This window comes from Endozoicomonas sp. SESOKO1 (assembly GCF_024606265.1).
Taxonomy (GTDB): domain Bacteria; phylum Pseudomonadota; class Gammaproteobacteria; order Pseudomonadales; family Endozoicomonadaceae; genus Endozoicomonas.
Genome location: NZ_JAHHPP010000258.1, coordinates 1 through 24269, shown reverse-complemented (window position 1 = coordinate 24269; position 24269 = coordinate 1). Strand labels below are relative to the sequence as shown.

The following is a 24269-nucleotide window of genomic DNA, read 5'->3' as shown; positions in this document are numbered from 1 at the left end:
ATGAAGATGTGGTCACCTGATGAAGAGTGGCAGCATGTCTTCTGGGCTCCGGAAAACTTCCCGGAAAGCTTTATTGCCCAGTGGGAAATGCAGAACCTGCATACCGAAGCAGGCCTGACCATTGTCTTCTTTGCCGCTACCGGCCCCAATGGTGAAGATGTGATGGATCCCTCGCTGCCAGAGCGGGATGGTACTTTCTCATTTTATAACAATGATGTTCTGAGCAACTACCACATCTCCTACTACGCCAATAATCCGGAAAATGCCAAGCGTCCCCAGAGCCACCTGCGCAAAAATAGCGGCAAGCATGTGGTTGCCAAAGGCCCAATCGGTATTGAGCATCACTCAACAGCTGTTCATCAGGTCACCCTGATGAAAAACAAAAACAATATAGTTCTCTATGTCGATGACCGGGAGATCATCAACTGGACTGATGATGGCTCCATTAATGGTAAAGTCTATGGCGCTGGCCGGATTGCCCTGAGGCAGATGGAATGGAGCGTATTCCGCTACCGCAATTTCCGTGTCTGGTCTGTTGCGGAAAAAAGCGAAGACCCTGTTAAATGATGATCAGGAAAGCATTATTGATTGGCTGCAGCGCATTCCTTATGGCTGCAGGCTCTGCACAGGCTGATTCTCCAGAAAAGCTGCCTGATAACCTGACACTGGCAGCACACCTCTATTCCGATAAGTTTGATACGTCACTGGACCAGTGGGTTATTGAACAGCTGCCTGCCAGCAGTACCACGCTGCTCAATGGCCAGATGGATATTGATGATGCCGGTGGTACCACTGTCTGGTTCAGGGAAAAGCTGCAGGCACCGGTGATGGTGGAGTTCGATGCCACCATGGTAATGGCCGGTGGCCCCAATGACCGCGGTAGTGACCTGAACTTTTTCTGGATGGCCACTGATCCAGCATCACCCGACTTCTTTGCCAGAAGTAAAGAGCGGGGTGGGGACATGCGTAAATACGACAGTATGAGTCTTTACTATGTAGGCTATGGTGCTAATGATAATACGACAACCCGCATGCGCCGTTATCCAGGTGATGGCACCCGCCCGCTGATGCCAGAGCACGACCTCAGCGGCGAGTCCTACCGGAACAAAATCAACACTCCGATGAAAATACGCCTGGTTCATGATGGAGTTCGCTGGAAAATGTGGCGTGATGAGGTGCTGGTCTATGACATCTTGGATGAACAGCCTTTCGTCGATGGCTACTTTGGCTTCCGTACCTGGAAGAGTCATATGCAGATCGACAACTTCAGGGTCTACCGGGTAAAGCCGGCACTGGAAAAAAAAGTATTACCACCAGCGCAAGAACTTGCGGATTACAAACGACAGATTGCTGGTTTTGAAACGTTTGCCAATAACAATAAAAAGCGGATGTCCTGGCAACAGGGCCCGACCATGCTGGGTATTAACGCTGCCTATCTGGCCACGGGTGACCTGTCACTGTTTGACCAGTCGCTTCGCTTGAGTGATGAGCTGCTGGCTCGTCGGAATGACCCGGAAAAGGGCGATATTGTTTACACTGCGGGTAAGCGGGCACGGGTCTGGCCAACCATCAGTAAGCAATACATCGCCAAAGGAAGACAGCAGCCATTTACCAATACCATTTTGACCGCCATGATCCTCCAGCCTATTGCTGAAAATGCGCGAATCATTATGGAAACACCAGCACTTTGGGACAAAAGTATTCCTTTTGGTGAGCAGTATCTCGCTGATTCCGGAACAACCTATGGAGAAAAAGCGGCATTCTATCTTCAGGAAATCGAGAAGACATTGAATGACTTTATTTTTCCAGACTGGTACGAGGCAAAGACCAATCTGTTGAAAACCCCGGATACCAGGGAAATGAGAGAAATTGAGCCGGACCTGGCTGGCCGCTATCCAGCCTGGAACCGTTCACTGGCCATGATGCAGGTTCTGGATGATCTGGCCCGCACACGCCAACTGATGGACGACACCTCCGACCGGGTGGCATTCTATCAGTCCATGGTACAGAGCCAGCTGGATTTCTTCTTTGATGATATCGAGATCTACACACAGAATGGCAAGACATACTATTACTGGTATTACGCGCCTGCTGACCGGGACAGCCGACAGGAAGACAGCAGCCATGGACGACTGGACCTGCAGATTCTTACCAGACTCTATAACAACGGCGATAACCCCTACGGTCTTACCCGTGAGAAAATGCAGCCATTTGTGGACACTTTTCTCGATATTATGCTGACCGGTAATGACAGTGAGGTCACTGCCTTTATCAAAGGCAGCAATGCCGATTTTCGTGAAGCTGGCTCATCCTCCAAGGCTAAAAAGAACAAGGCTGCCGGGCCTTTCATCGTCCTTGGCTGGGCTGGTAATGAGGTAATGGAGGTTGCCGAAAAAACACTGGCCAAAAATCTGTCCCTGAGCTGGACCCCATGGCTCTGGTACTACAGAAACCATAACGCCAGTTTGCAGGGATAATCACACGGCTCTTTTCTACATCCCTGGCCTGTTGCCGCAGCCGGGGAGTGAACTTTACCACTTTGGACATCTCCAGTTATGAAACTCAATGTACTCCCTCTGGCCATTGGCTCGGCGCTGATGATCAGCTTGCCTGTCATGGCTTACGGAGATCTGCCTGAGGCAGCAGCAACAACCGGAAACCTGTCTTCTATCTGGCAGGTGTGGGTAGATTCCAGGGCCGCAGGCTCAGACTTGATGGCCCCTGATTTCACCAGCAACCAACAGCCGGTTATCAGCAATTTCTCCTACGCCGGGTATCATCAAAATGAGCGACCACTGCCAACGCTGTCTCACCCATCCAACTGCAGCTCTGCAGCAACGGTTGACCCTGCCACGGGTTATACCATTTTTGATGTGACTGAGTATGGCGCTGTCCCCAATGACGGCAAAAGTGATAAAGCCGCTGTTCGAAAGGCCGTTCAAACGGCTGAGAAGGCTATCAGACAGGGTACCGCAAAAGGTGCGGTACTGCTGTTTCCAGCAGGCCGTTTCCGGATGAATGAGCCATCGGATATGGCATTGATTGATCCTGAAAGCACTGAGTCACTGGGCAGCCAGAGTATCAGGGTAACAGAGGGTCACTTCATCCTGAGGGGCTGTGGCAACAAAACCGAGCTGTATATGGATCAGCCTCACCTGCAGACAGATCCGAAGAAGCTCTATTCAATTCCAAGGCTCTTCAGCCTAGGAGAGGGCCGTCGTGAAAAGGTTGGCACCATTACACAACCAGTAACCGGTGGTACCAGCAGACAGCTTCAGGTTACTGGCACAGAACGTCTGAAGACAGGCGACTGGATCGAGATCTTTGCCAAAGTTACTAATTCGGAACACATTCAGGAACATATGGGACCTTACCGTATTGAGCCTGGTATGACGAAACTGCAGCAGGGTCTTGAGCTTCGGGAGATTCATCAGATCACGGCCATCAATGGTCATACACTGACACTGGCCGCCCCGGTACAGGTTAATATCTACCCTGACGATAAATGGACCGTCTACCGCAGTGACCGGACCGAAGAGATAGGCCTGGAAGATCTGGCCTTCCGGGGGAACTGGAAGGAGAAGTTCAAACACCACAAGTCAGCTATACACGACAGTGGATGGGGCTTTGTTGAAATCAGACAATCTGCCAACAGCTGGGTAAAAAATGTCACCTTTACGGACTTTAACCAGGGACTGCTGCTGACCGACACCGTCAACTCTACGGTGATGGATATCAGCTTCCATGGTAATCCGGGGCACCTGTCCCTGCAGTTTCTGAATTCCTTTAATAACCTGAGTATGAATGTTCGGGATGAGGCCGATACCTGGCACTCACCGGGCTTTTCTCACTACTCTTCCTCCAACGTCCATCTGGATACCTGGCATTCAGGCACCACCTCTCCTGACCTGCATGCAGCCCAACCACGCATTAACCTGTTTGACCGTAGCCAGGGCGGCTGGATTTATGGTCGCTGGGGTGGCGCTACGGTGAATCAGCCCAACCATCTTGCGGGGCTGGTGTTCTGGAACCCTGAAAATACCGGTGTCGCTTATACCAGTGATGAGCCGTATGAATTTATGCGCCCTGCAAAATATGGCCGCATGATCATGCCGGTGGTTGTGGGTATACATGGCCAAAAGGTTCATTTTGCCAGTCAGCAGGACTACTACCAGTACATCAACCATAAAGCGCCTCAGCTTTATAAAAAGCCCCTGCCCGATGAGCCACAGGCTTATATTGAATCCAATGGCCAACCGGTATTACCGGACTCACTGTTTCTGGCGCAACTGGAATACCGCTTAGGCAAACTGCCTGAGTGGCTGATTTCAATCGAGCCTTAGACTGCTATAAAAAAAACCTAACCAAAAGACCACCAGGAACAGCAGAACTTCCATAAGCTGGCCACTGGCAGATTCGGTTGCTTATTTGCTTGATCGCTGCTCCTCGGGAATTAACCAAACCTCATCTAAGTAATAACACTTAGATGAGGTTTAGCGGTAACGCTTATATTAATATCGTCGTGTTTGCGTCAGGATTACCATTGCAATAATTCGAATAATAAACTTCCATCAGCAGGTGGCTATGAAACTCTCCTTTAGCAAAAAAATAATGGCGACGGCATTGTGCGTTGCGGCTTTTGCCGGTTCAGCACAGGCAGCCGAAAAAGTTTATCGCCTGAAAATGGCCGAGACCTGGCAGAGCAACTTCCCGATTTTCGGTGATACTCCCCGCAATATGGCCGCTATGGCTGAGAAGATGTCCAATGGTCGACTGAAAATCACCATCGACAGTGCCAATAAGCACAAGGCCGCTTTCGGTGTCTTTGATATGGTGCGCAGTGGACAATACGACATGGGTCACTCAGCATCCTACTACTGGAAGGGCAAGGTGCCCAACACACTGTACTTCACCACCATGCCGTTTGGTATGACCGCATCAGAGCAGTACGCCTGGTTCTATCAGGGTGGTGGTCAGGAGCTGATGGATAAGGTGTACGACAAGTTCAACCTGAAGAGCTTTCCTGGCGGCAATACCGGTAATCAAATGGGTGGCTGGTTCCAGAAAGAGATCAACTCTCTCGAAGACCTGAAAGGTCTGAAAATGCGCATCCCGGGTTTTGCCGGTGAGGTTATGGCGGAGCTGGGCGCAAAACCCACAAACATTCCATCCGGCGAGCTTTACACTGCCCTCGAACGTAAGACCATTGACGCCCTGGAATGGGTTGGCCCCTCACTGGACATGCGTATGGGCTTCCACCAGATCGCCCCTTTTTACTACACCGGCTGGCATGAGCCTGGTACTGAATTACAGTTCCTGGTCAATAAGCGTACCTGGGATCGTCTCCCGGCTGATCTTCAGGAAATCCTGAGAGTTGCCATGCGTACCGCTGCTTATGATATGTACATTCAGTCCTATCATGAGTCTGCCGTGAACCTGGATAAAATGAAGGCTGAATACCCCAATATCCAGATCCGGGATTTCCCGGCCGAGGTCATCCAGGCCATGCAGGCGGCTAACACCAAACTGTTGGCACAGAAAGCCGGAGAAGACCCACTCGCCAGGGAAATCCTTGACTCACAGGCGGACTACCTGAAAAAAGTACGTCGCTGGACGAACATTTCAGACCAGGCCTACCTGAATAATTTCGACACAGAATAACCCCCCTGGGGAGCCTGGTTCCGGGCTCCTTTACTTATCTGTTGATGGCGGAGAAGCGTTATGCTGGTGCGGCTTGAAAATCTGCTCAACCGGTTCTCGGACGTATTGGGAAAAATAGCCGCGCTGCTGTTTATCTTATTAGTGTTTAATGTTTTCTGGGATGTGGTTGCCCGATACCTTTTCAATAATGTCTCTATTGGCCTGCAGGAGCTGGAATGGCACCTGTTTGCCACAGTCTTTATGCTGGGTGTTCCTTATGCCCTGCGAACTAATGGTCATGTTCGTGTAGACCTGATCTACGAGCGGCTGTCCATCAGGCACAGGGCATGGATTGACCTGCTCGGAGCAATCATACTGCTAATGCCGTTTGCCTTGCTGGTTGGCTATTACGGTATTGGTTTTGCCCGGGAAGCCTATGAGCTGGGGGAAACATCCGGAGACCCCGGAGGCCTGCCATACCGGTGGATTATTAAATCGGTCATACCCTTCACATTTTTTTCCATTGCCATCAGTGGCCTGGCAATGTTCCTGCACAGCATTAATGTTCTGACCGGAAGACGGTCTGATAGCTGTTACGTCCCACCACAACACTGATAACAGGTGACACAACAATGACTGGTATTGTGATGTTTTTCGTGGCGCTGTTGATGCTGCTTGTCGGTTTCCCGGTTGCCTTTACCTTTGGCGGGATCGCCCTGATTTTTGGTGTCTGGGCTGAAGGGATGGATATGTTTGCCTTCATGCCATTTCGCATCCAGAGCATTATGCAGAATGTCGTTTTGATGGCTGTACCACTGTTTGTGTTTATGGGCATTATTCTGCAAAAGACCAGGCTGGCTGAACAGTTGCTTGAGTCCATGGGCAAGCTTTTCGGTGGTATCAAAGGCGGTCTGGCAATCTCCACGGTGCTGGTAGGCGCATTGCTGGCAGCATCCACCGGTGTCGTCGGTGCTTCGGTTGTTGCCATGGGGTTGATTTCACTCCCGGTTATGCTGAAGTACAACTACGATAAGTCGCTGGCCTGCGGAACCATCTGCGCTTCCGGTACCCTTGGGCAAATTATACCACCGTCCATCATTCTCATTATTCTGGGTGATGTGATGGGGATACCGGTGGGTGATCTGTTTAAAGCGGCGGTTGGCCCTGGTTTTGTTCTGATCGGTGTTTATGTTCTGTATATCGTCGTCTATTCCTGGATTCGCCCCGAACTCGCTCCTGCCCTGCCACTGGATGAGGATGTGAGCAGTCGTCGTGAGCAATACTTCAAGGCACTGAAAGCAATTATTCCTCCACTGGCTCTGATACTTATTGTCCTGGGCTCTATTTTTGTCGGTATTGCCACACCCACTGAATCTGCCGCTCTCGGGTGTGTGGGTGCTCTGTTACTGTCGTTGGTCTATCGGCAGTTCAGTTGGAAAATGGTTTACGAGTCCTCCCTGGAAACGGTCAAGGTGACCGCAATGGTGTTTGCTATTCTTCTGGGTGCCACAGCCTTCTCCATGGCCTTCACTTACACCGGCGGTGATTACATTGTTGAAGAGGTACTGACCAATATGCCCGGTGGGGCAACGAGTTTCCTGTTGCTCTCCATGGTGGCCATTCTGGTTTTGGGCTTCTTTATCGACTTTGTTGAAATCAGCTTCATTATTGTTCCCATTCTGGCCCCGGTTGCTGATGCCCTTGGCATTGCACCGTTGTGGTTCGCCATTTTGATTGCCATGAATCTGCAGACATCCTTCCTGACCCCACCTTTCGGATTCAGTCTGTTTTATCTGAAAGGCGTATCGCCACCCTCTATACAGACCATTGATATTTATAAAGGTGTATTGCCCTTTATCCTGATGCAGGTAGCCGTGGTGATCTCAATTCTGTTATTCCCACAATTCTACGGCCTGGTTTGAATACCGGTGAGTTGACGCTTATCAGGCCGCTTTTGCGGCCTGATTGCTTTAGCCGGTAAGGTAGGATATTTTTGCAAAATGGCTGAAGGATGTATTTGCCCGTGTCATTAAAAACAAAAATAATTTTACTCACACTGTTGCCGCTGATCGTGATTTCAGTGGCTATCACCACCATCTACCAACGTCAGACAAAAATATTGTCTGAACAGGAAATTGCTACATTTGAACGTAATCTCCTGGCCTCCAAGCGGACCGAGCTGAAACATTATGTGGAACTGGCGCTGGCAACCATCGATGACCCTCTCAGCCGGCTGACGCAAGGTGCATCCCGCTCCACTGTAGAGCAGGAAGTTAAGGAGATATTGTCAGCCCTGCATTATGGTGAGGATGGTTATTTTTTCGCGTACTCAATGGATGGTGTTAACCATGTGCATCCGGTGCAACCCTATTTAATTGGCCAGAATTTACTGGATATACAAGACAGTGACGGTAAACACCTGATACGAAATCTGTTGCACCATGCCAGCCAGGGAGGGGGTTATGAACGTTACAAATGGAGAAAGCCTTCGAAAAACGGAACAGAGGATAAATTAGCCTATGTTGTCAACATTCCGGAGTTGGGCTGGATGCTGGGCACCGGGATATATCTGGATGATGTTATGCTGGAGGTGTCTGGTATCCGGGAAGATGTTGAAAATAATATCCAGAACACACTGCTCACTGTCAGTGGCATTGTAGCGATTTCGGTTATTGTGATTATCCTGACGGGATTGATAATCAACATCCGCGAAACACAATTGGCCAACCGGCGACTGCAGGAAATTGCGCAAAACTCATTAAAGCTCCAAGTTAACCAGCGTCGGGCATTCTCCCGGGAGTTGCACGACGGCATAAATCAGCTGCTGGTTTCCACACGGTTATGGATCAACCTGGTGGATAAAAAGTGGGGGCAGGATGTCGCCAGGCAACACCTTCAAAAAGCCATGGGCACGATTGATCAGGCTATGGTTGAAGTTCGTCGTGTATCCCATGATCTGCGTCCGGTATTGATGGACGATCTCGGCCTTGAGGCCGCCTTAAAGGAAATGCTGAAAGGCCTGTCTGAACGTCAGCAGATTCGAGTGATTACCCGCATTCATCTGCAGCAATCACTGCCTGATATTCTTGAAATCACCATCTACCGGATTATCCAGGAAGCCCTGACTAATATCGAAAAACACTCAGGAGCCACTGAAATTTCAGTTAGCGTGCAGATGCATAGCGATGTTGTGACGCTGACTATAGAAGACAATGGGGTTGGTATTCCCAAACGAAAAAAAAACGGGCTTGGCCTGAATAATATGAAAGAGAGAGCGGAGCTTCTGGGAGGAACGCTTCAGATCAATTACCGGAATACACCTCGTGAAAATGGCAAAAAAAACCCACTGCCGGGCACCAGCATCAGCGCCATTTTTTACCTGACAGCGGTTTATAAAGAAAAGGTTCAGGAATCTTATGGAAACAGAAATTCGAGTCTTGCTGGCAGATGATCACCCGATGGTTCGTGAGGGGCTGAAAGCCAGCCTTGATGGAGAAAGTGGCATCCACATTATCGCCAGTGTCGATAATGGTGAAGACGCCATTCAAGCCGCTAAAGCCCTTTCACCGGACGTGATTCTTATGGATATTTCCATGCCGGTTATGGGGGGGATCGAGGCAATTTCAGTGTTGTCGAAGGAAATGCCGGATATCAAACTGTTGCCACTGACCATGCATGAAGAGAGGGAGTATATTCATAAACTGGTGCAATTGGGCGCCTGTGGTTACGTTCTGAAAAACGTTGATGCGGAAGAAATTATTCTTGCGATTCAAACGGTGCATAGGGGAGGCACCTTTTTCAGCTCCGGAACAACCAAATACCTTGTAGGCGTAAACAATGATGCTTCGGAAAATAACCGTACGACCCTGACCCAGCGGGAAGAATCTGTCCTTGCCCTGGTTGCCGAGGGTCTATGCAATAAAGAAATCGCGGGGCAGTTGTCTATATCCGTCAGAACTGCTGAAGTGCACCGGCAAAATATCCGAAAAAAACTTAATATCAAAACAGCGGCTGGACTGGTGCGCTATGCACTGGAGAAAGCAAAGGGCATTCTTTAAGGTGATTGTTATATACAGTGAGCACTGGTGATACCTGCGATAAAGCATTGTCTGAACAATGGGACATCGCAGGTCCGCATAAGGGAACGAGAAAAAAAGCAGGATTTCCAAATATAGAAACCCCGCGCATCCACACCATTTTACGTCGATAGCCTCTGAAACAGGCTTATCGAATAAACAACATCAACCACGAACCAGCTTGAATTGCACTGGAATACCATCTTTGGCAGTAACAACCAGTTGGGTGCGACGACCTTTCACGACAGCGCTGACATTCTCCATGGCTTCCGCTGTCTTCCAGGCTCCTTTTACCGTCAGGTTGACCTTGACCGGTGCACTCAGTGTTTCACGGTCCAGGTTCAGATCGGTGGAGGCCACACTCATATCCAGTTCCTCGCCATTTTTCTTCAGCAGGATAATGGCAGGCGCACCAATGGCTACAATATAATCGTCGTTGGGACGGGCAGAGCTGAAGGCAACATAGCTGGAAACACCGCTTGCCTTGTCAAAGGTCTGGTGCAGGCTGCGCTTCTGCTCATGCTCATAGGGCAGTTGACCTGCAGCAGCCTGTTTAGCCAGATCCGCCATTTTCTCCGGTGTGGCATCGAGCACCACCAGGTACTCATAACCGGCATCCTCTGGCCTGGCACCATGATCAATCCAGGCCACGGAGAAGTTTCCTTCTGTTGGCCTTTTATCCTCATTGTGGCGTGAGTTCTGGTGCTGTCTACGGACTTCTACCTGGCTGTCGCTGACGATCAGGTAACCGTTGCCATGACCATCCATCAGCCAGTCGCCCTGCCCCAGGGATGCCTGGAACGGGAAATCTGTCACTTGTCGTCCATTAACCCGGATATCACTGGCCCGCTCATTAATGGCATGCTGGAACAACGTGGTTTCTGTGGGTGCATCAGCCGTCTTGTTACTGATATCACTGCCCACCATCACCAGGCGGTTATCAATAGCCGTAACGGATTTCAGCGCCTCAAAGCTGCCGTCGATGTTCTTCATGGGCTCTATCGAACCCAGCTTGAAGCCCATGGCACCGTAGCGGTTATCCAGGTTGCCACTGCCGCCAAAACGCTCGCCAGAGCGCAGCATCAGGGTATGACGGTTAGGACTTTCCAGCTTCTCCAGCGGCAGATAAATGGTGGTGGCACCCGGCATACGGTTCCAGTCCCAACCATTTTCATCAAAGCCTTTTTCCCCACGGGTCAGCTCCGGCTGGTCACCCATCGGAGTAATCTGGGCACTGCCATGGCTCTGGTAACGGCCATAGCGGTTAGCATTATGGTAGATCTCGGAAGACCAGACGTACTTGTTAAAGGCCTTGAGGGTGACCATCTTGTCTGCAAAACGGTGGATGCCAAAAGCACCGTAATTATAACTCCAGTGTCCCTGGGGAATGGCTTCCGGCATCACCTTCTCACCAAACAGCGCGACACTGGCAGTTTCATCCAGCCCGGCCAGGCGCAGGTAAGTAGCGGCCAGTTCACGGTCCAGAGGTTCTCCGGTCCGGGCATCACCGGCCAGGGCCAGCATCCGGTAGGTCTCTTTGATACCCTCAACGCTGCTGCCTTTGAACGGACGGCGGCCACTGATCCCCATACCAATTTCCGGATTACCATAATTCCGGGCGGCCATCACCGCTTTCCTGACATTCAACCGGGCCTCAGGCGTCAGGGCAAACCCGGTGCCAGCCAGCACTTCAGCCACATGAGCCATACCCTCAAAGGCAGGGAATGAGTAGCCGGGATAGTTACCACGGTGGCGGTAAGCGGTACCATCCGGACGCAGGCCGTCGTATTCCCCCGGAGGCGTCTGGGCCAGGGCACCGGAAACAAAGTGACTGAACTTTTTCACCAGCGCTACACGACGATCGGGGTTTTCTTCCAGCAGCACCATAATCAGATGCTGGCGGGACTGGGTGTTAAAGTAGTCCAGGTTGGAGCTGTGCTTGTTCAGCTCCATATCAAAGCTGTCCTTGAACTCACGGGAATACCAGAGAAGCGCATCATAAGCGTCATCCAGCAGACCGGCGTCACTCAGCACCTCTTCCATCACCAGCATGGAGGCGTACCAGTCCCGGCCACTGTAGCCCCAGTGGTGGCTGGTCACCAGGGTACTGCCTTTGACAAAACCCTGGTTGTAGAGATGTTCGCTCATCATCACAAACTTTTCCGCCATCTCTTTTTTCAGGTCGGCGTCGTCGGTCTTGTGATAAATCTGACCGATACTGAGCATCAGTTCGGCATAAGTTCGGAAGATCAGATAATCATCCAACAGCTGCCGGTCACCGGCATCCAGATACGCGGGCTGATAAATTTTAACCTGCTGACTGGTCAGGACATGGCGACCAGTCAACAGGTCGCCTTCCCGCTTCAGGCCTGTTTTGGCGAACGCTTCACGAACCTGGTTGATCTCTGCTTCGGTCAGTTTACCCTTGCCAATATAGTAGTCCTTCAGGGTGGTTTTGATGTCCTCGATATCAGCCAGCTGGCCAGCGGTTGCTGCAGGCAGGTTATCCGCAATACCGAAATCGATTTCCGGCACTTTTTTATCCGTTGTCGTGTGGTAATCACTCCAGTGACGACGGTCATCATCGATAGAGACCATCAGCCGGTCAATATGGAAAGTGCCACCGCTGGCAGTATCCGGAGCAATAATTCGTACCGTATCCATAGTACTGGCCGGGGTCCCACTCATATCCCGGTCAAAGCCCTGCCCGGGACTGCGCCAGCCGTCAAAGTTCAGCTTCATGGCAAAAGAACTGCTGGTGCTGTCGCCATTACCAAACTCAAAGCGAACGCTTTCGTTCATAGGCTGATCATTATGAAGCCATGCTGAAAACAGGGAAATGGCCTTCCGCCCGTAAGCATCCGTTGCCTCACTTCTCGGGTAGAAACGAAACGGTTCAGGAAGCCTGATCTCCAGCACATCCCCCGGTTGCCAGTCCCAGCGCAGGCTCTGACGGCCATTGATATAGTGATGGCTGTCCATACTCAGCTTGCCAGCCTTGGCGGTAACCCACTGAGGCACCTTTGCGTCCTCAAAGGAAACGATTTCGGCCCTGAGCTTTTCCCTGCGCTGCTCGCTGGCCTCGGTATCCAGACTGTTAAGTCCACCCATTACGCCGGTCACCAGGCAGATGGAGGTGGCCAGCCGGCACATGTTTCCGGGTATATTCATCGTTACTCCAATGAGGGGTGTTCAATGCCGGGTTACCCCTGATAAACCTTGCAAGGATGTCCGGCTGGTTTGGCTGTTATGAAGTGCTGTACGCAAAGGATGATCAACAGGCAGGCTTCCCTTCAGGGAAGCCTGCAGCCCTGTGGCCAAAATGGAGCTTTACCCCTGCTTCATCCATGAAGGTCCAACGTCGTTTTTCGACAGGGGGTAAACTGGCTGCCCCTCAGGATTGAGAGGCACGGTGAAACCGGCTGTTGCCGGCTGATTCCGGATGCGCTCGACAATTGTCTGGTTTTCTTTCCATTTCATGTCCAGCTTCAGTTTCTGCAGATAGGCACTGAGATCAGCACCACCCAGTCCTGGCTGCTGCCCGGTCGGTAAAGGCAGTCCGAAGGCACTGTCCGCCAGGGTCAGGTCAACGGTATCCACTCCTTCACTGTCAATTCCCCTGACGGCATTACTGCTGATATTGGCCTGCCAGACCATATCCCTGGCCCCTTCCAGTTGTAGTACAGACTGTCGTCTGGCTCCGGTCATCTGGTTGTTGACCATATAGAGCGTATCGGGGATCAGTGTCCGGTCACGGGTACCGTACTGGGCACCAATCACAATGGCGAAATCACCGGGTTCAACAATGGTGTTATTGGCAAACAGAATATTGCGCGTAATGGGGAAATGTCGGCCATTCAACCCTTTGGCTGACCGCTGGGTATCAAAATTACCGGTCGCCGCACCAAAAGATACAGCACCTTCTTCCTTGTATCTGGGCTGTGGATTCAGGTTATGAAAATAGTTATTGAAAACCACATGGCCTTCGCCCCGGACAAACAGACCACCGTGACCGTCTTCACCGGTGCCAATGAAGTAGTTGTCATAGACCAGGGCACGCTCTCCCTGGCGCAGGCTCAAAGTACCATGGGAGTTTTTGAAGGTGTTGTAACGGAAAATATTCTCACTGCTTTTTGACGAGATAATTTCACTCTCACCACTTTCATCATCAAACAGGTTGTACTCAAAGGTGATCCGGGCGTTGTTCAGGTACATGGACCCATGGCCAACCCGGGAAGCGGAGCCGCCATTTCTACCCAGTGGCTGGCGGGTAAAGAAATTATTATCCAGACGGTGGTAAAGCGGCTGGTTTTCAGGAATATCCATATTGATATAACTGTGCCCGCTGGTTTTGCCTTCAAACCAGCTATGGTCAATACGGTTATAACGGCCATTCATCTGCACCCAGACACCAGCCAGGTCATCGACATTATTGAAGTGGCTCTGGGTAATCCGGTTATGCTCACCGCCCATGTAGATCAGTTCCGCCTGGCCACCGGAACGGGTGCCCCTTTCAAATACCAGGCCTGAAAGCGTGATATTTTCTCCACTGATATTGATCGAGGTATTCCCGGTGATAAACACGGTGCCACCCTTTCCGGCCTTGATCACCAACGGTTTTTCCGCCGGGTATTCCCGGGCAAGGCTCAGATTCAGGTCCGCATAATCGCCGGCTTCCATAATAATGGTTCCGCCCCTGCGCAGCCGGTTGATGGCCCGGGTCAGCTCCCTGGGATTGCTGACCCTGATCTCCTGGCTATCAACCTGTGATACCGCCACCGGCCGACTCTTGTCCGCCCCTTTTTCCTGAGTAGCGGAGCAACCGGTCAGCAGGCCAACCGTAACCGCCAGCACCATCAGCGACGATTTGCATGATGGCGTAAACATAAAGGTATTCATTGAGTATTTCCTGCAACTGAACACCGGGCAGTGGCTGCCCGGAAAAAGCAATCAGACGTAATCGATCAGGTGTTTGTTGATGCGCATCTGGAACCACAGGTCATCGCCCTTACGGAGCCATTGACCGAGTTCCTTGCCAAGAGCTTTCACTACCTCTTTTCCCGGATCAAACAGGTTGTGCATTTGATAAGGATCATTGCGGTTATCAAACAGAACCCCTTCACCTTCCCTGTTGATCACGAAGGTGTAGCGATCCGTACGAAGACCTTTCTGTTCGGTATGCAGCAAATAGGGAATCGACGTTGGGCGGCTCTCCTTCGCAGCGGTACCCAGCAAATGAGGCGTCAGGTCCTGTCCATCAACGGCTGTTGGTATTTCGCTGTTCAGTCCGGCAAGGCCAAGCAACGTAGGCATGAAATCCATAGACCCCATCAGGACATCATTAATACCCGGTTTGATAGCCTCTGGATAACGGACAATCATCGGGATACCCAGGGCTTCTTCATAGGCCGTACTCTTGGACATCAGGCCATGACTCCCCATCATTTCACCATGATCCGAGGTGTAAACGACGATGGTATTTTCAGACATGCCCAGCTCATCCAGCGTCTTCAACAACCGGCCAAACTGGCGGTCAACACCGGAAATACTGGAATAGTAATAGCGGACAACCTCAGTACTCAGCCCTTTGCCCGGCTTCCCTTTCATCAGCTGTTCGTTGCTGCTGTAGACCATTTTCATGGGCAGCTGATCGTTATGACGGTTAGGGCGGTTGAGCAGATCATCCACATTCGCCACTTTGTCCGGAGAGTAATGTGCGTGATACATCTCAGGATCCGTATCCTCCAGATCCGCATAGTCCGGATGTGGAGGATGGGTACTGACAAACAGGCAGAACGGGTTATCAGCGTGCCGCTGGTTACGGGTGTTCTTCAGGTAGTCAATGGCAACATCAGTTTCATGGACCGTCGCCCAGATACCAGGCTCATGACGTTTACCATCATTGTCGTAGTAATGTGGGTTGGCATGGTCATCATCGGTACCGTAGGCATACCAGAAGTCAAAACCCTGACGGTCTTCCGGCGGTGTATAGGAGTCCATGCTGTGCTCGATAGGTCCGGTCCAGCTCGGTGAGCTTTCAGCAACATATTTGCCCGGGTTGGCCGGATCATTGGGCTCCGGCTTATCCAGGTGCCATTTGCCGATGTAACCACAGGAATATCCGTTTCTGCCCAGAACCCTGGCCAGAGACTCGGTATCACGAATCAGTCCCCAGTCACGATCTACACGACAGTTCCATGGAACACCATTGGAGTGGGGGAACATCCCGCTGAACAGCATGCCTCGGTGAGGGCTGCAGACCGGAGTGGATGAGCAGCACTGGGAAAGCACCAGGCCCTGCTGGGCAAACTGATCAATGACTGGTGTATGTACCGGATCGGACACACCATTCAGGTAGGATGCATACTGAGGATTACGCCACAGCCCCAGTGCCTGACGGCGATGCTGGTCAGCAAGGAAAAAGACAATATTCGGACGTTTGCGTTCCTGTTCCGGGGTTCCTGCTTTATTGTCAGCTGTCACTGTCTGGCTTGTTCCACTGCAGCCGGCAAGCATACCGGACACGGAGGCCGTACCTGCTACTGCAGCCAGTGCAGCACTTCTTTTAAGGAAATCTCTGCGATTGGTCATTTTTTACTGCACTCACCCATGTCTTGACGTTTTTTGACAGTCTTTCATATTACTTTGTAAAAGTTTTCGTTTATTGACTCCAATCAAATTCTATCGCTTTACGAAAAACATCGAAACGAAAACCGGGCAACAGGAAAGAAAATAAAACAGAAACTTTCAGATCAACACCCCTCAAATTGACGACTATCAAAGCAAGAGGGTTCAGGCTTGAGTACTGCTTCTCTCTTTCACCCTCTTTCGAACAAAAAGATTAATTCGGTAAGAGCCGACCAGGCCAGCTATGGTGCAGAACATGGTGCAGAAGGAGTGAAGCTTTTAACGGTCTGTGGTGCACGCTGATAGCGGATTTCATTAGCCATATATTCCATATACGGCTTCATATGGCTGAAGATCTTTTTATAGGAGCCACACAGGTAGTTCTGCTGATGCGTCTCACCAATATCCACAACCCGGTGCTTCGGGCAGCCGCCATTACACAGGTTGAGAAACTCACAACGACGACAGATGTCTGTCAATGTGGTTTCCTTGCTGCTACCAAAGGCTTGTTGTTTATCTGACGTCGCCATATCGATCACATAGTCGTCATGGATATTGCCAAGCTTAAGATCTTCATAGACAAAATGGTCACAGGGATAGAGGTCGCCGTTCTGTTCAAGCACCAGTGCATTACCACAGGTTTTCTGGAAAATGCAGATTGAAGGCGGGTATCCCAGCGTCTGGGCGAGCACGGTTTCAAACAGACGCACATAGATATTGCCTACATCATTTTTAACCCATTCATCAAACACCTCAGTCATGAACTTTCCATAACCCCGTTCTTCAGAAAAGCCGGGAACAGAAAAGCCGGTCATGGCATTGTTTTCCCGCTTCACCGGAAAAATAAGCTGCGCAGCCTGTTCATCAATGCGGGCATCAGACTCCATTAATTCAACAATGGGAATGTACTGGTGGAAATCTGAACCAATGGACTTGAGAAAGCGATAAACCTCAAGGCCATGATCACAGTTATGATCATTAATGACCGTCAGGGTATTGAAATCAACCTGGTACTTTTTCATCCGCTCAATGGCGGCCATGACCTTTTTAAAGGTTGGGGTCCGGCCTTTGGAAACCCGGTAGCGGTCGTGCAGATGTTCAGGCCCGTCAATGGAGATCCCCACCAGGAACCGGTTTTCCGCAAGGAACCGCGCCCACTTGTCGTCAATCAGCAGTCCATTGGTCTGGATACTGTTATTAACCGGTTTGCCATTACTGTAACGCTTCTGGTACTTGACGATGGTCTTGAAAAAATCCAGGCCACAGATGGTTGGCTCACCGCCCTGCCAGACAAAACCGACTTCAGGCAGGCTGGCCTGGGCTTTTACCTGCTGTTTGATGTATTGACGAAGCGTTGCATCATCCATTCGCATCGGCATCCGCTTGCCATAGATGTTTTCCTTTTCCAGATAAAAACAATAGTCACAGGACATATTGCACTGAAAGCTGCCTGGCTTAGCCATGATATGGAAGACGGAGTCTGTCAAAATTACCTCTGCTTTACCTAACGTCTGCAATCCCGAAAACAAGCCCTGAGCTTATTATTTTGACCGCAGATCATATTGGCTTTATCGCTTACTGGTATTGAGCAAGGTCAAAAAACATACAACTCCCTGAACTTCTAGACAGTGACTAAGCGCAAAGTCTGGCAACCTCTTCTGCTGCCAAAAGGAATGTACCTGCACCATAATCAATATTGTGCTCTTTCCTGGTATCTCTCGGGTTAAAGGCAGGAAGCTGAATCCAACCCATCATGCCATCTTCGTGGACACAGGTTTTCAGGGCCGCCCAGGCCTTTTCCAGGGCTGGCATATAGGCATCACGATCCAGGATACCGTTATTGATACCCCAGGCCATACCATGGGCAAACAGCGAGGTAGCGCTGGATTCTGGTGATGGGAAACTTTTTGGATCAAGCATACTGGCACGCCAGAAGCCATCGTCACCCTGCAGCTTCACAACCGCTTCGCAAAGTGCCACAAACAGATCAATGTACTTCTGACGGTCAGCATAATCCTCAGGCATGTGATCCAGTACACGACAGATCGCAGAAACCACCCAGCCATTACCACGACCCCAGAAAACTTTCTCACCATTTTCTTCGCGCAGTTCGCCACCCTGTCCATCAGGAATGTAACGCTTGTCCCGAAAAAACAGGCCGGTTTCAGGATCCAGCAGGTGGTCAACACTGTCCCACCACAGGGTATTCATGGCATCCAGATACTTTGGTTCACCGGTCAGCTCTGTCAGCATGGCAAACGCCGGTGGCGCCATAAACAGGGAGTCACACCACCACCAGTCTTCACGGCCCGGCTTTGGATCTTTGAGCATCAGGTCAAATGCTTCGATGGAAGACTCTTTCATAGCATCGTCTTTCAGAGCCTGATAGATTTCCAGGTAGGTCTGGCAGCAGGTATGGTCATCAGCAAAACGGTCTTCAGGGCCGACTTTCCACTGGTTATCTTTTGCCCAGTTGATCGCTGCATCCAGGTACTTGCTGTCATCGGTTGCACGCCAGGTAGCCATAACACCGGTGTACATGACACCACGTTCCCAGTCAGTACCCTTGATGTAATAAGTAGCACCGCTGCGACGGATCCAGGACTTGGTTGGATTGGCCAGCTGCCAGTCACACACCATACGCATCAGCTTTACCGCTTCGGCATGATCAAAAACGGCGGGAAGAGTCTTTTGTTCAGTCATTGTCGTATTAATCTGTTTTCATGAAAAGCGCGCTCCTGTGGTGGGGGTCTTGGAAAGCGCTTTTCTTTTACCCATGAGCATCGCTAAACAAGGGCTCCATTGAGTCCTTGTTTATCCGGATTAACGAGCCAGCCAGCCACCATCAACAGCGACGGTGTAACCGTTAACATAGTCGCTGGCGGAAGAAGCCAGGAAGACAACAGGACCAGCCAGATCTTCCGGAGTACCCCAGCGGTTGGCAGGAATACGGCCCAGGATTTCAGCATTACGCTTCTCATCAGCACGCAGGGCAGTGGTATTGTCAGTGGCCATGTAGCCAGGAGCGATGGCGTTAACGTTAATACCGTGCTGAGCCCACTCACAGGCCAGCAGACGGGTCAGGCCGGCGATGCCACTCTTACTGGACGTGTAGGAAGGAACACGGATACCACCCTGGAAGGACAGCATGGAAGCAATGTTGATGATCTTGCCGCCGTTACCCTGTTCCAGGAACTGTCTGGCAACCGCCTGACTCAGGAAGAATGGGGTTTTCAGGTTAATGTCCATCACCTCATCCCAGTCTTTTTCACTGAAATTCACGGAATCTTCACGACGGATAATACCGGCATTGTTCACCAGGATATCAATACGACCGAAGACGTCGACAGCCTCCTTCACAATGCGCTCAACCGGCTCAATGCTCAGCAGGTTGGCTTCCACAAAATGAAAGCGACGACCCACTGCTTCGATTTTCTCACGGGTTTCCGGTGCATCAATATGACCAACGGCACAGATATCTGCACCTGCTTCAGCCAGAGCGACCGCCATACCCTGTCCCAGACCGGTGTTTGCACCGGTTACCAGGGCAACTTTACCTTCGAGGCTGAAAGAAAACTGTTGATTCATGGGGAGTTCCTTAATCCTGGTATTCCGGAACCATTCTCGGGAATACTTTGTTCATCTAATCATGATTGCGGTATGCATTCCCACGCGGTACCAGAAGGGCATAAAAGCGTGGGAACAAGCATCCGGTTATCTCAGATCCTGCATTGGCACGAAGTCCATATCGGAGAAAGTCTGGTTCTCACCGGCCATACCCCAGATAAAGGTGTAGTTGGAGCTGCCAACACCGGAGTGGATAGACCAGCTTGGGCTGATCACCGCCTGTTCATTGCGAACCACCAGGTGACGGGTTTCAGTAGGTTCACCCATCATATGGAAAACAACACCGTCGTCTTTCATGTCGAAGTAGAAGTACACTTCCATACGACGCTCATGGGTATGGCATGGCATGGTGTTCCAGATGCTGCCGGGTTCCAGAATGGTCATGCCCATGGCCAGCTGGCAGGTATCCAGAACGGCTGGAACCATGTACTTGTAAATGGTGCGGCGGTTGCAGCTTTCAGAGTCACCCAGTGTTTCCGGGCTGGCCATTTCCTGGGTGATTTTCCGGGTAGGGTACGCAGCGTGAGCTGGTGCACTGTTCAGGTAGAACTTGGCTGGCTTGTCAGCATTGACACTGGCAAAGGCAACTTCTTTTGCGCCCATACCAATATAGAGTGCTTCACGGCTGCCAATCTGGTGCTCAACGCCGTCAACGATGATGATACCCGCTTCACCGATATTGATGGCACCCAGCTCACGACGGGCCAGGAAGAAATCAGCACCGATTTCCTTGCCCGCTTCCAGTTTCACGGCTTCAGTACCGGGCATGCAACCACCGGCAATAACACGGTCAACATGGCTGTACGTCAGGTTAATGGTGCCGTTGGCAAAAATGCCATCGATCAGAAACTCACGACGCAGTCCTTCGGTGTCCAGTTGTTTGGCATGATCACTGTGAATAGGCTGACGGATTTCCATAAGTCTCTCTTTCTCTGTTCTTTCCGTTTGGTGTGTCACTGCAGGAAAGTCCGGTAGGCATTCCCACGGAGGACCGTGGGAACGAGGCAGGTGTGGAGTTTTACTGTCCCCGGACTTTTCAGGCCCGGTTACTGCTGCCACACATATCGATTTTCTCGCGAATCAGGGCAGCCATGGCGTCTTTGCCCGGTTCCATGTATTTGCGAGGATCATTGGCTTCCGGGTTGGCCAGGAAGTACTCTTTCACCTTGTCGGAGAAAGCAATCTTCAATTCAGTGGCAACGTTCACCTTGGTCACACCCAGTTCAATCGTACGACGAACGTCCGCTATTGTAATACCAGAGGCACCGTGCAGAACCAGTGGCGCAGTGGTCACTTTGCGAATTTCTGCCAGACGCTCAAAGTCCAGCTTTGGCTCGGACTTGTACATACCGTGTGCGGTACCGATGGCCACGGCCAGGGAATCAATACCGCTACGCTCAATAAATTCTGCAGCCTGTGCAGGGTTGGTATACAGCGCATCTTTTTCATCAACGATCAGGTCGTCTTCCTGACCACCCAGACGTCCCAGCTCGGCTTCGACGGTAACGTCACGGGCATGGGCGTATTGCACGACTTCACGTACGATACGGATGTTTTCTTCAAAGTCGTGGTGCGAGCCATCAATCATCACAGACTTTACACCCATATCAATCAGCGACTTGATGTCACCAAACGATTCATGATGATCAAGGTGCAGCGCGATGGGAATATCGTGAATTTCAGACGCTGTCCGGGCGATCGCTACCAGGTAGCGCGCTCCTGCGTAGCTGATGGTGCCCGGCGTACCCGCAAGAATGATCGGGGAGCGCATTTCTGCAGCGGTTTCAACAACGACTCGAACGGTTTCCAGGTTGTGAATATTAAAAGCAGGCACCGCGTATTGATTAGCCTGAGCATCCAGCAACATTTGTCTAGTTGAATAAAGTGCCATTAATTTGTCTCACTCCAAGCAGAAAATATCGGCTGACCTTTAACCAGTGTCAGCAGTACATTAAAATCGTCGTCCATTACCGTAAGGCTGGCTTCCATCCCCGGGGCGATCGAGCCCATTCTATGGCCTACCCCCAGGATACGGGCCGGAACTTCTGAAGCCATTTTCACGGCATCCAGCTCGGGTACCCCGGCCAGCCCTGTCATATTTCTAATCGCTTTATTCAGCGACAGTGTGCTACCAGCCAGAGAACCACAATCCGTCCTGGCAACACCATTTTTCACCGTCACCGGCAGTTCACCCAGCTGATAAACACCATCCGGTAAACCACCGGCACACATACAATCGGTAATCAGTGCAGAACGATCGGTGCCCTTGCACTTCCAGCTCAGTTTCAATACAGCCGGATGTACATGAACGCCATCGGCAATCATCTCGGCAATGACTGCGTCATTAGCCAGCATGGCACCCACGCAGCCAGGCTCACGGTGGTGCAGACCACTCATACCGTTATAGAGATGAACGCCGATCGTCGCGCCTGCCTCAACGCAGGCCTCAACCTGTTCCCAGGTGGCATCGCTATGGCCCATGGCCACGCGAACACCATGAGCAACCAACTGCCTGGTCGCTGCCACTGCACCTTCGGTTTCCGGTGCCAGGGCCACTACTTTCAATGTGTCACCAGCCACTTCCAGAAGATCGGCAATTCGCTCCTGCGAAGGGGCCAGAAAAAACTGTTCGGGATGCGCGCCCTTGTTTTTCGGGGTAAAGAATGGGCCTTCTACATAAGTACCCAGAATCTCTGCACCACTGACGACATCAGCAGTCAGGTTTTTACCCATGGTGCTTTTGACATTTGCCAGTGCCGCCAGAATTTTCGGCCAGGGCGCTGTGACGGTTGTCCCCAGGAAGCCAACGACACCGGTCTTTGGCAGATCCCCGGCAATCTTTGCCAGGGCCTCTTCTGTCGCATCCATGGTGTCTGCACCACTCTGGCCATGAATATGCATGTCAATCAGGCCGGGCATCAGCTTGTGATTGCCCAGATCCACCAGTGCGTAGCCAGCCTTGAGGTTATCGCTGACCGAATCAATCCGGCCATGACTGATGTGAACAAACGCATTTTCCAGAATGCCTTCAGGCGTAAACACCCGGGCCGCTTTCAGGGCATATTGGCTGTCACTGCCAGAGCCTGAACTGCCAGAGCCTAAACTGCCAGAGCCTAAACTGCCAGAGCCAAAAAGAGTGATGCAATCCATCATCATTCAGATTCCGTCGTCCATCACTTCAGTGCTTTTCACGGCACCCAGTTCCTGCTGGAAGCTCTTGATGTTTTCAATACCGGTTTCCATCACCTGCTTAACCAGCTCAGCCAGTTCCATGCCATCACGCTCAAGACAGGCTTCCGCAGCCATGACCAGGTTGGTGCCGGAAATCACATCCGCATTCGTCATTTCAGATGCTACTTTGGCAGAACGCTGGAAAGGAGAGCCACCCGGAATATCAGTCAGGAACAGAACGCCTTCACCGCTGTCAACCTTGTCGGCTGCTGCGCGGATTTTCTGTTCCAGCTCATCGGTCGACATGGACTCAAGAAAGTCCACATATTCAACCTGCTCACTGTCGCCGGCGATAGCATTGACGGCAGACTGGTAGCCGGTGGCAAAGTTAAGGTGGCCGGTGATTACGAGACCGATCATGTTGAATTCCTCTTTAACTTCAAATGCCACCCTGATGTTATGGGGAGAAGGTGACATTTCTTAACAGGCGTTTAAGCGCTAAACATTATCAGAGGGGAGAGACTCCCCTCAATATTGCTTACAGAATGCCCAGGTACTTACCGGCAATACCGATCACCATGGTCAGACCAATCAGGCCGCTTGGGGATTTACCTTTCTGTACCAGGTAGTACATCAGGAATACAAAGCCCAGGGGCAGCAGGTTCGGCATAATCTTGTCGAGCAGATCTTCCTGTATATGCACCGTTGCCTGCCCAGCCTCCACCACCAGTGGTGTCGAGATCTTGATAAAGCTGGCACTCAGCGCACCGACCACCGTCAGACCCAGAATGGTGGCCGCACGGGACAACAGCACCGTTTTCTCTTTCAGCTGCGCCAGGGCGTTCACACCAGACTGGTAGCCGTAGAAGGTCAGCCAGAAGTACAGTGGGAAGTGGATAATCTGGTACAGGAAGAAGAACACGAAAGGTCCTGCCACACTGCCGTCCAGGGCAATAGACGCACCGATACCCAGGGTAATTGGCATCAGGGTCATGTGGTCAATGGCATCACCGATACCACCGGTCGGCCCCATGGCTGCTACTTTCAGAGAACGAATGGTGCTTGGCTTCTCTTTGTTCTGCTCCATCGCTGCCACCAGGCCAACAATGAAGGTGAACAGCTTTGGAG

19 protein-coding genes are annotated in these 24269 nt (G+C 51.3%); 8 read left to right on the top strand and 11 right to left on the bottom strand.

Annotated elements, in window-relative coordinates:
- From KDK13_RS11950 to KDK13_RS11915, 8 genes are all read left to right on the top strand, one after another.
- Positions 1–567 (top strand): YesU family protein (locus KDK13_RS11950; protein WP_257285199.1); only part of this gene is annotated, 567 nt, incomplete at its 5' end.
- The gene (locus tag KDK13_RS11945; protein WP_257285198.1) at positions 564–2477 is read left to right on the top strand and encodes a DUF6250 domain-containing protein; all 1914 of its coding nucleotides are present in this window, start codon (positions 564–566) and stop codon (positions 2475–2477) included. The genes KDK13_RS11950 and KDK13_RS11945, both read left to right, overlap by 4 nt.
- 78 nt (positions 2478–2555) lie before the next feature.
- On the top strand, positions 2556–4343 hold the full coding sequence (locus tag KDK13_RS11940) for a DUF4955 domain-containing protein (RefSeq protein ID WP_257285197.1): 1788 nt from the start codon (positions 2556–2558) through the stop codon (positions 4341–4343).
- Positions 4344–4584: 241 nt separating this feature from the next.
- Positions 4585–5661: a TRAP transporter substrate-binding protein gene (locus KDK13_RS11935; RefSeq protein WP_257285196.1), complete on the top strand. Its 1077-nt coding sequence runs from the start codon at positions 4585–4587 to the stop codon at positions 5659–5661.
- A gap of 60 nt (positions 5662–5721) precedes the next feature.
- A complete protein-coding gene (locus tag KDK13_RS11930; RefSeq protein ID WP_257285195.1) occupies positions 5722–6255 on the top strand; it encodes a TRAP transporter small permease subunit in 534 nt (177 codons plus the stop codon).
- 17 nt (positions 6256–6272) lie between these two features.
- Positions 6273–7562: a TRAP transporter large permease subunit gene (locus KDK13_RS11925; protein ID WP_257285194.1), complete on the top strand. Its 1290-nt coding sequence runs from the start codon at positions 6273–6275 to the stop codon at positions 7560–7562.
- 101 nt (positions 7563–7663) lie between these two features.
- Positions 7664–9091 carry a cache domain-containing protein gene (locus KDK13_RS11920; protein ID WP_257285193.1) on the top strand — a complete coding sequence of 476 codons (1428 nt, stop codon included), beginning with the start codon at positions 7664–7666 and terminating at the stop codon, positions 9089–9091.
- Positions 9057–9698, top strand: coding sequence for a response regulator transcription factor (locus KDK13_RS11915; protein ID WP_257285192.1), 642 nt, complete (start codon positions 9057–9059; stop codon positions 9696–9698). Before KDK13_RS11920 ends, KDK13_RS11915 begins: the two co-directional genes overlap by 35 nt.
- A 183-nt stretch (positions 9699–9881) precedes the next feature.
- On the opposite strand, the gene KDK13_RS11910 is transcribed toward KDK13_RS11915, so the two are convergent.
- The 11 genes from KDK13_RS11910 to KDK13_RS11860 form a co-directional block, all read right to left on the bottom strand.
- Positions 9882–12887: a chondroitinase family polysaccharide lyase gene (locus tag KDK13_RS11910; RefSeq protein ID WP_257285191.1), complete on the bottom strand. Its 3006-nt coding sequence runs from the start codon at positions 12885–12887 to the stop codon at positions 9882–9884.
- A gap of 159 nt (positions 12888–13046) precedes the next feature.
- A complete protein-coding gene (locus KDK13_RS11905; RefSeq protein WP_257285190.1) occupies positions 13047–14615 on the bottom strand; it encodes a polysaccharide lyase 6 family protein in 1569 nt (522 codons plus the stop codon).
- Between the two features lie 51 nt (positions 14616–14666).
- Entirely contained in the window at positions 14667–16307 is a 1641-nt protein-coding gene (locus tag KDK13_RS11900) for a sulfatase (protein WP_257285189.1), read from the bottom strand.
- Positions 16308–16585: 278 nt separating this feature from the next.
- On the bottom strand, positions 16586–17830 hold the full coding sequence (locus tag KDK13_RS11895; protein ID WP_257285188.1) for an anaerobic sulfatase maturase: 1245 nt from the start codon (positions 17828–17830) through the stop codon (positions 16586–16588).
- A gap of 145 nt (positions 17831–17975) precedes the next feature.
- Positions 17976–19046: a glycoside hydrolase family 105 protein gene (locus tag KDK13_RS11890; protein ID WP_257285187.1), complete on the bottom strand. Its 1071-nt coding sequence runs from the start codon at positions 19044–19046 to the stop codon at positions 17976–17978.
- A 120-nt stretch (positions 19047–19166) separates the two neighbouring features.
- The gene (kduD, locus tag KDK13_RS11885) at positions 19167–19931 is read right to left on the bottom strand and encodes a 2-dehydro-3-deoxy-D-gluconate 5-dehydrogenase KduD (protein ID WP_257285186.1); all 765 of its coding nucleotides are present in this window, start codon (positions 19929–19931) and stop codon (positions 19167–19169) included.
- Positions 19932–20057: 126 nt separating this feature from the next.
- A complete protein-coding gene (gene kduI / locus KDK13_RS11880) occupies positions 20058–20888 on the bottom strand; it encodes a 5-dehydro-4-deoxy-D-glucuronate isomerase (protein WP_257285185.1) in 831 nt (276 codons plus the stop codon).
- 118 nt (positions 20889–21006) lie between these two features.
- The gene (locus KDK13_RS11875; protein ID WP_257285184.1) at positions 21007–21861 is read right to left on the bottom strand and encodes a tagatose bisphosphate family class II aldolase; all 855 of its coding nucleotides are present in this window, start codon (positions 21859–21861) and stop codon (positions 21007–21009) included.
- Positions 21861–23126, bottom strand: a complete 1266-nt coding sequence (gene nagA / locus KDK13_RS11870) for an N-acetylglucosamine-6-phosphate deacetylase (RefSeq protein WP_257285183.1) — start codon at positions 23124–23126, stop codon at positions 21861–21863. The genes KDK13_RS11875 and nagA overlap by 1 nt, the downstream gene beginning before the upstream one ends.
- A complete protein-coding gene (agaF, locus tag KDK13_RS11865) occupies positions 23127–23561 on the bottom strand; it encodes a PTS galactosamine/N-acetylgalactosamine transporter subunit IIA (protein ID WP_257285182.1) in 435 nt (144 codons plus the stop codon).
- A 118-nt stretch (positions 23562–23679) separates the two neighbouring features.
- Positions 23680–24269, bottom strand: a 590-nt coding sequence (locus KDK13_RS11860) for a PTS system mannose/fructose/sorbose family transporter subunit IID (RefSeq protein WP_257285181.1), incomplete at its 5' end; no start/stop codon positions are given.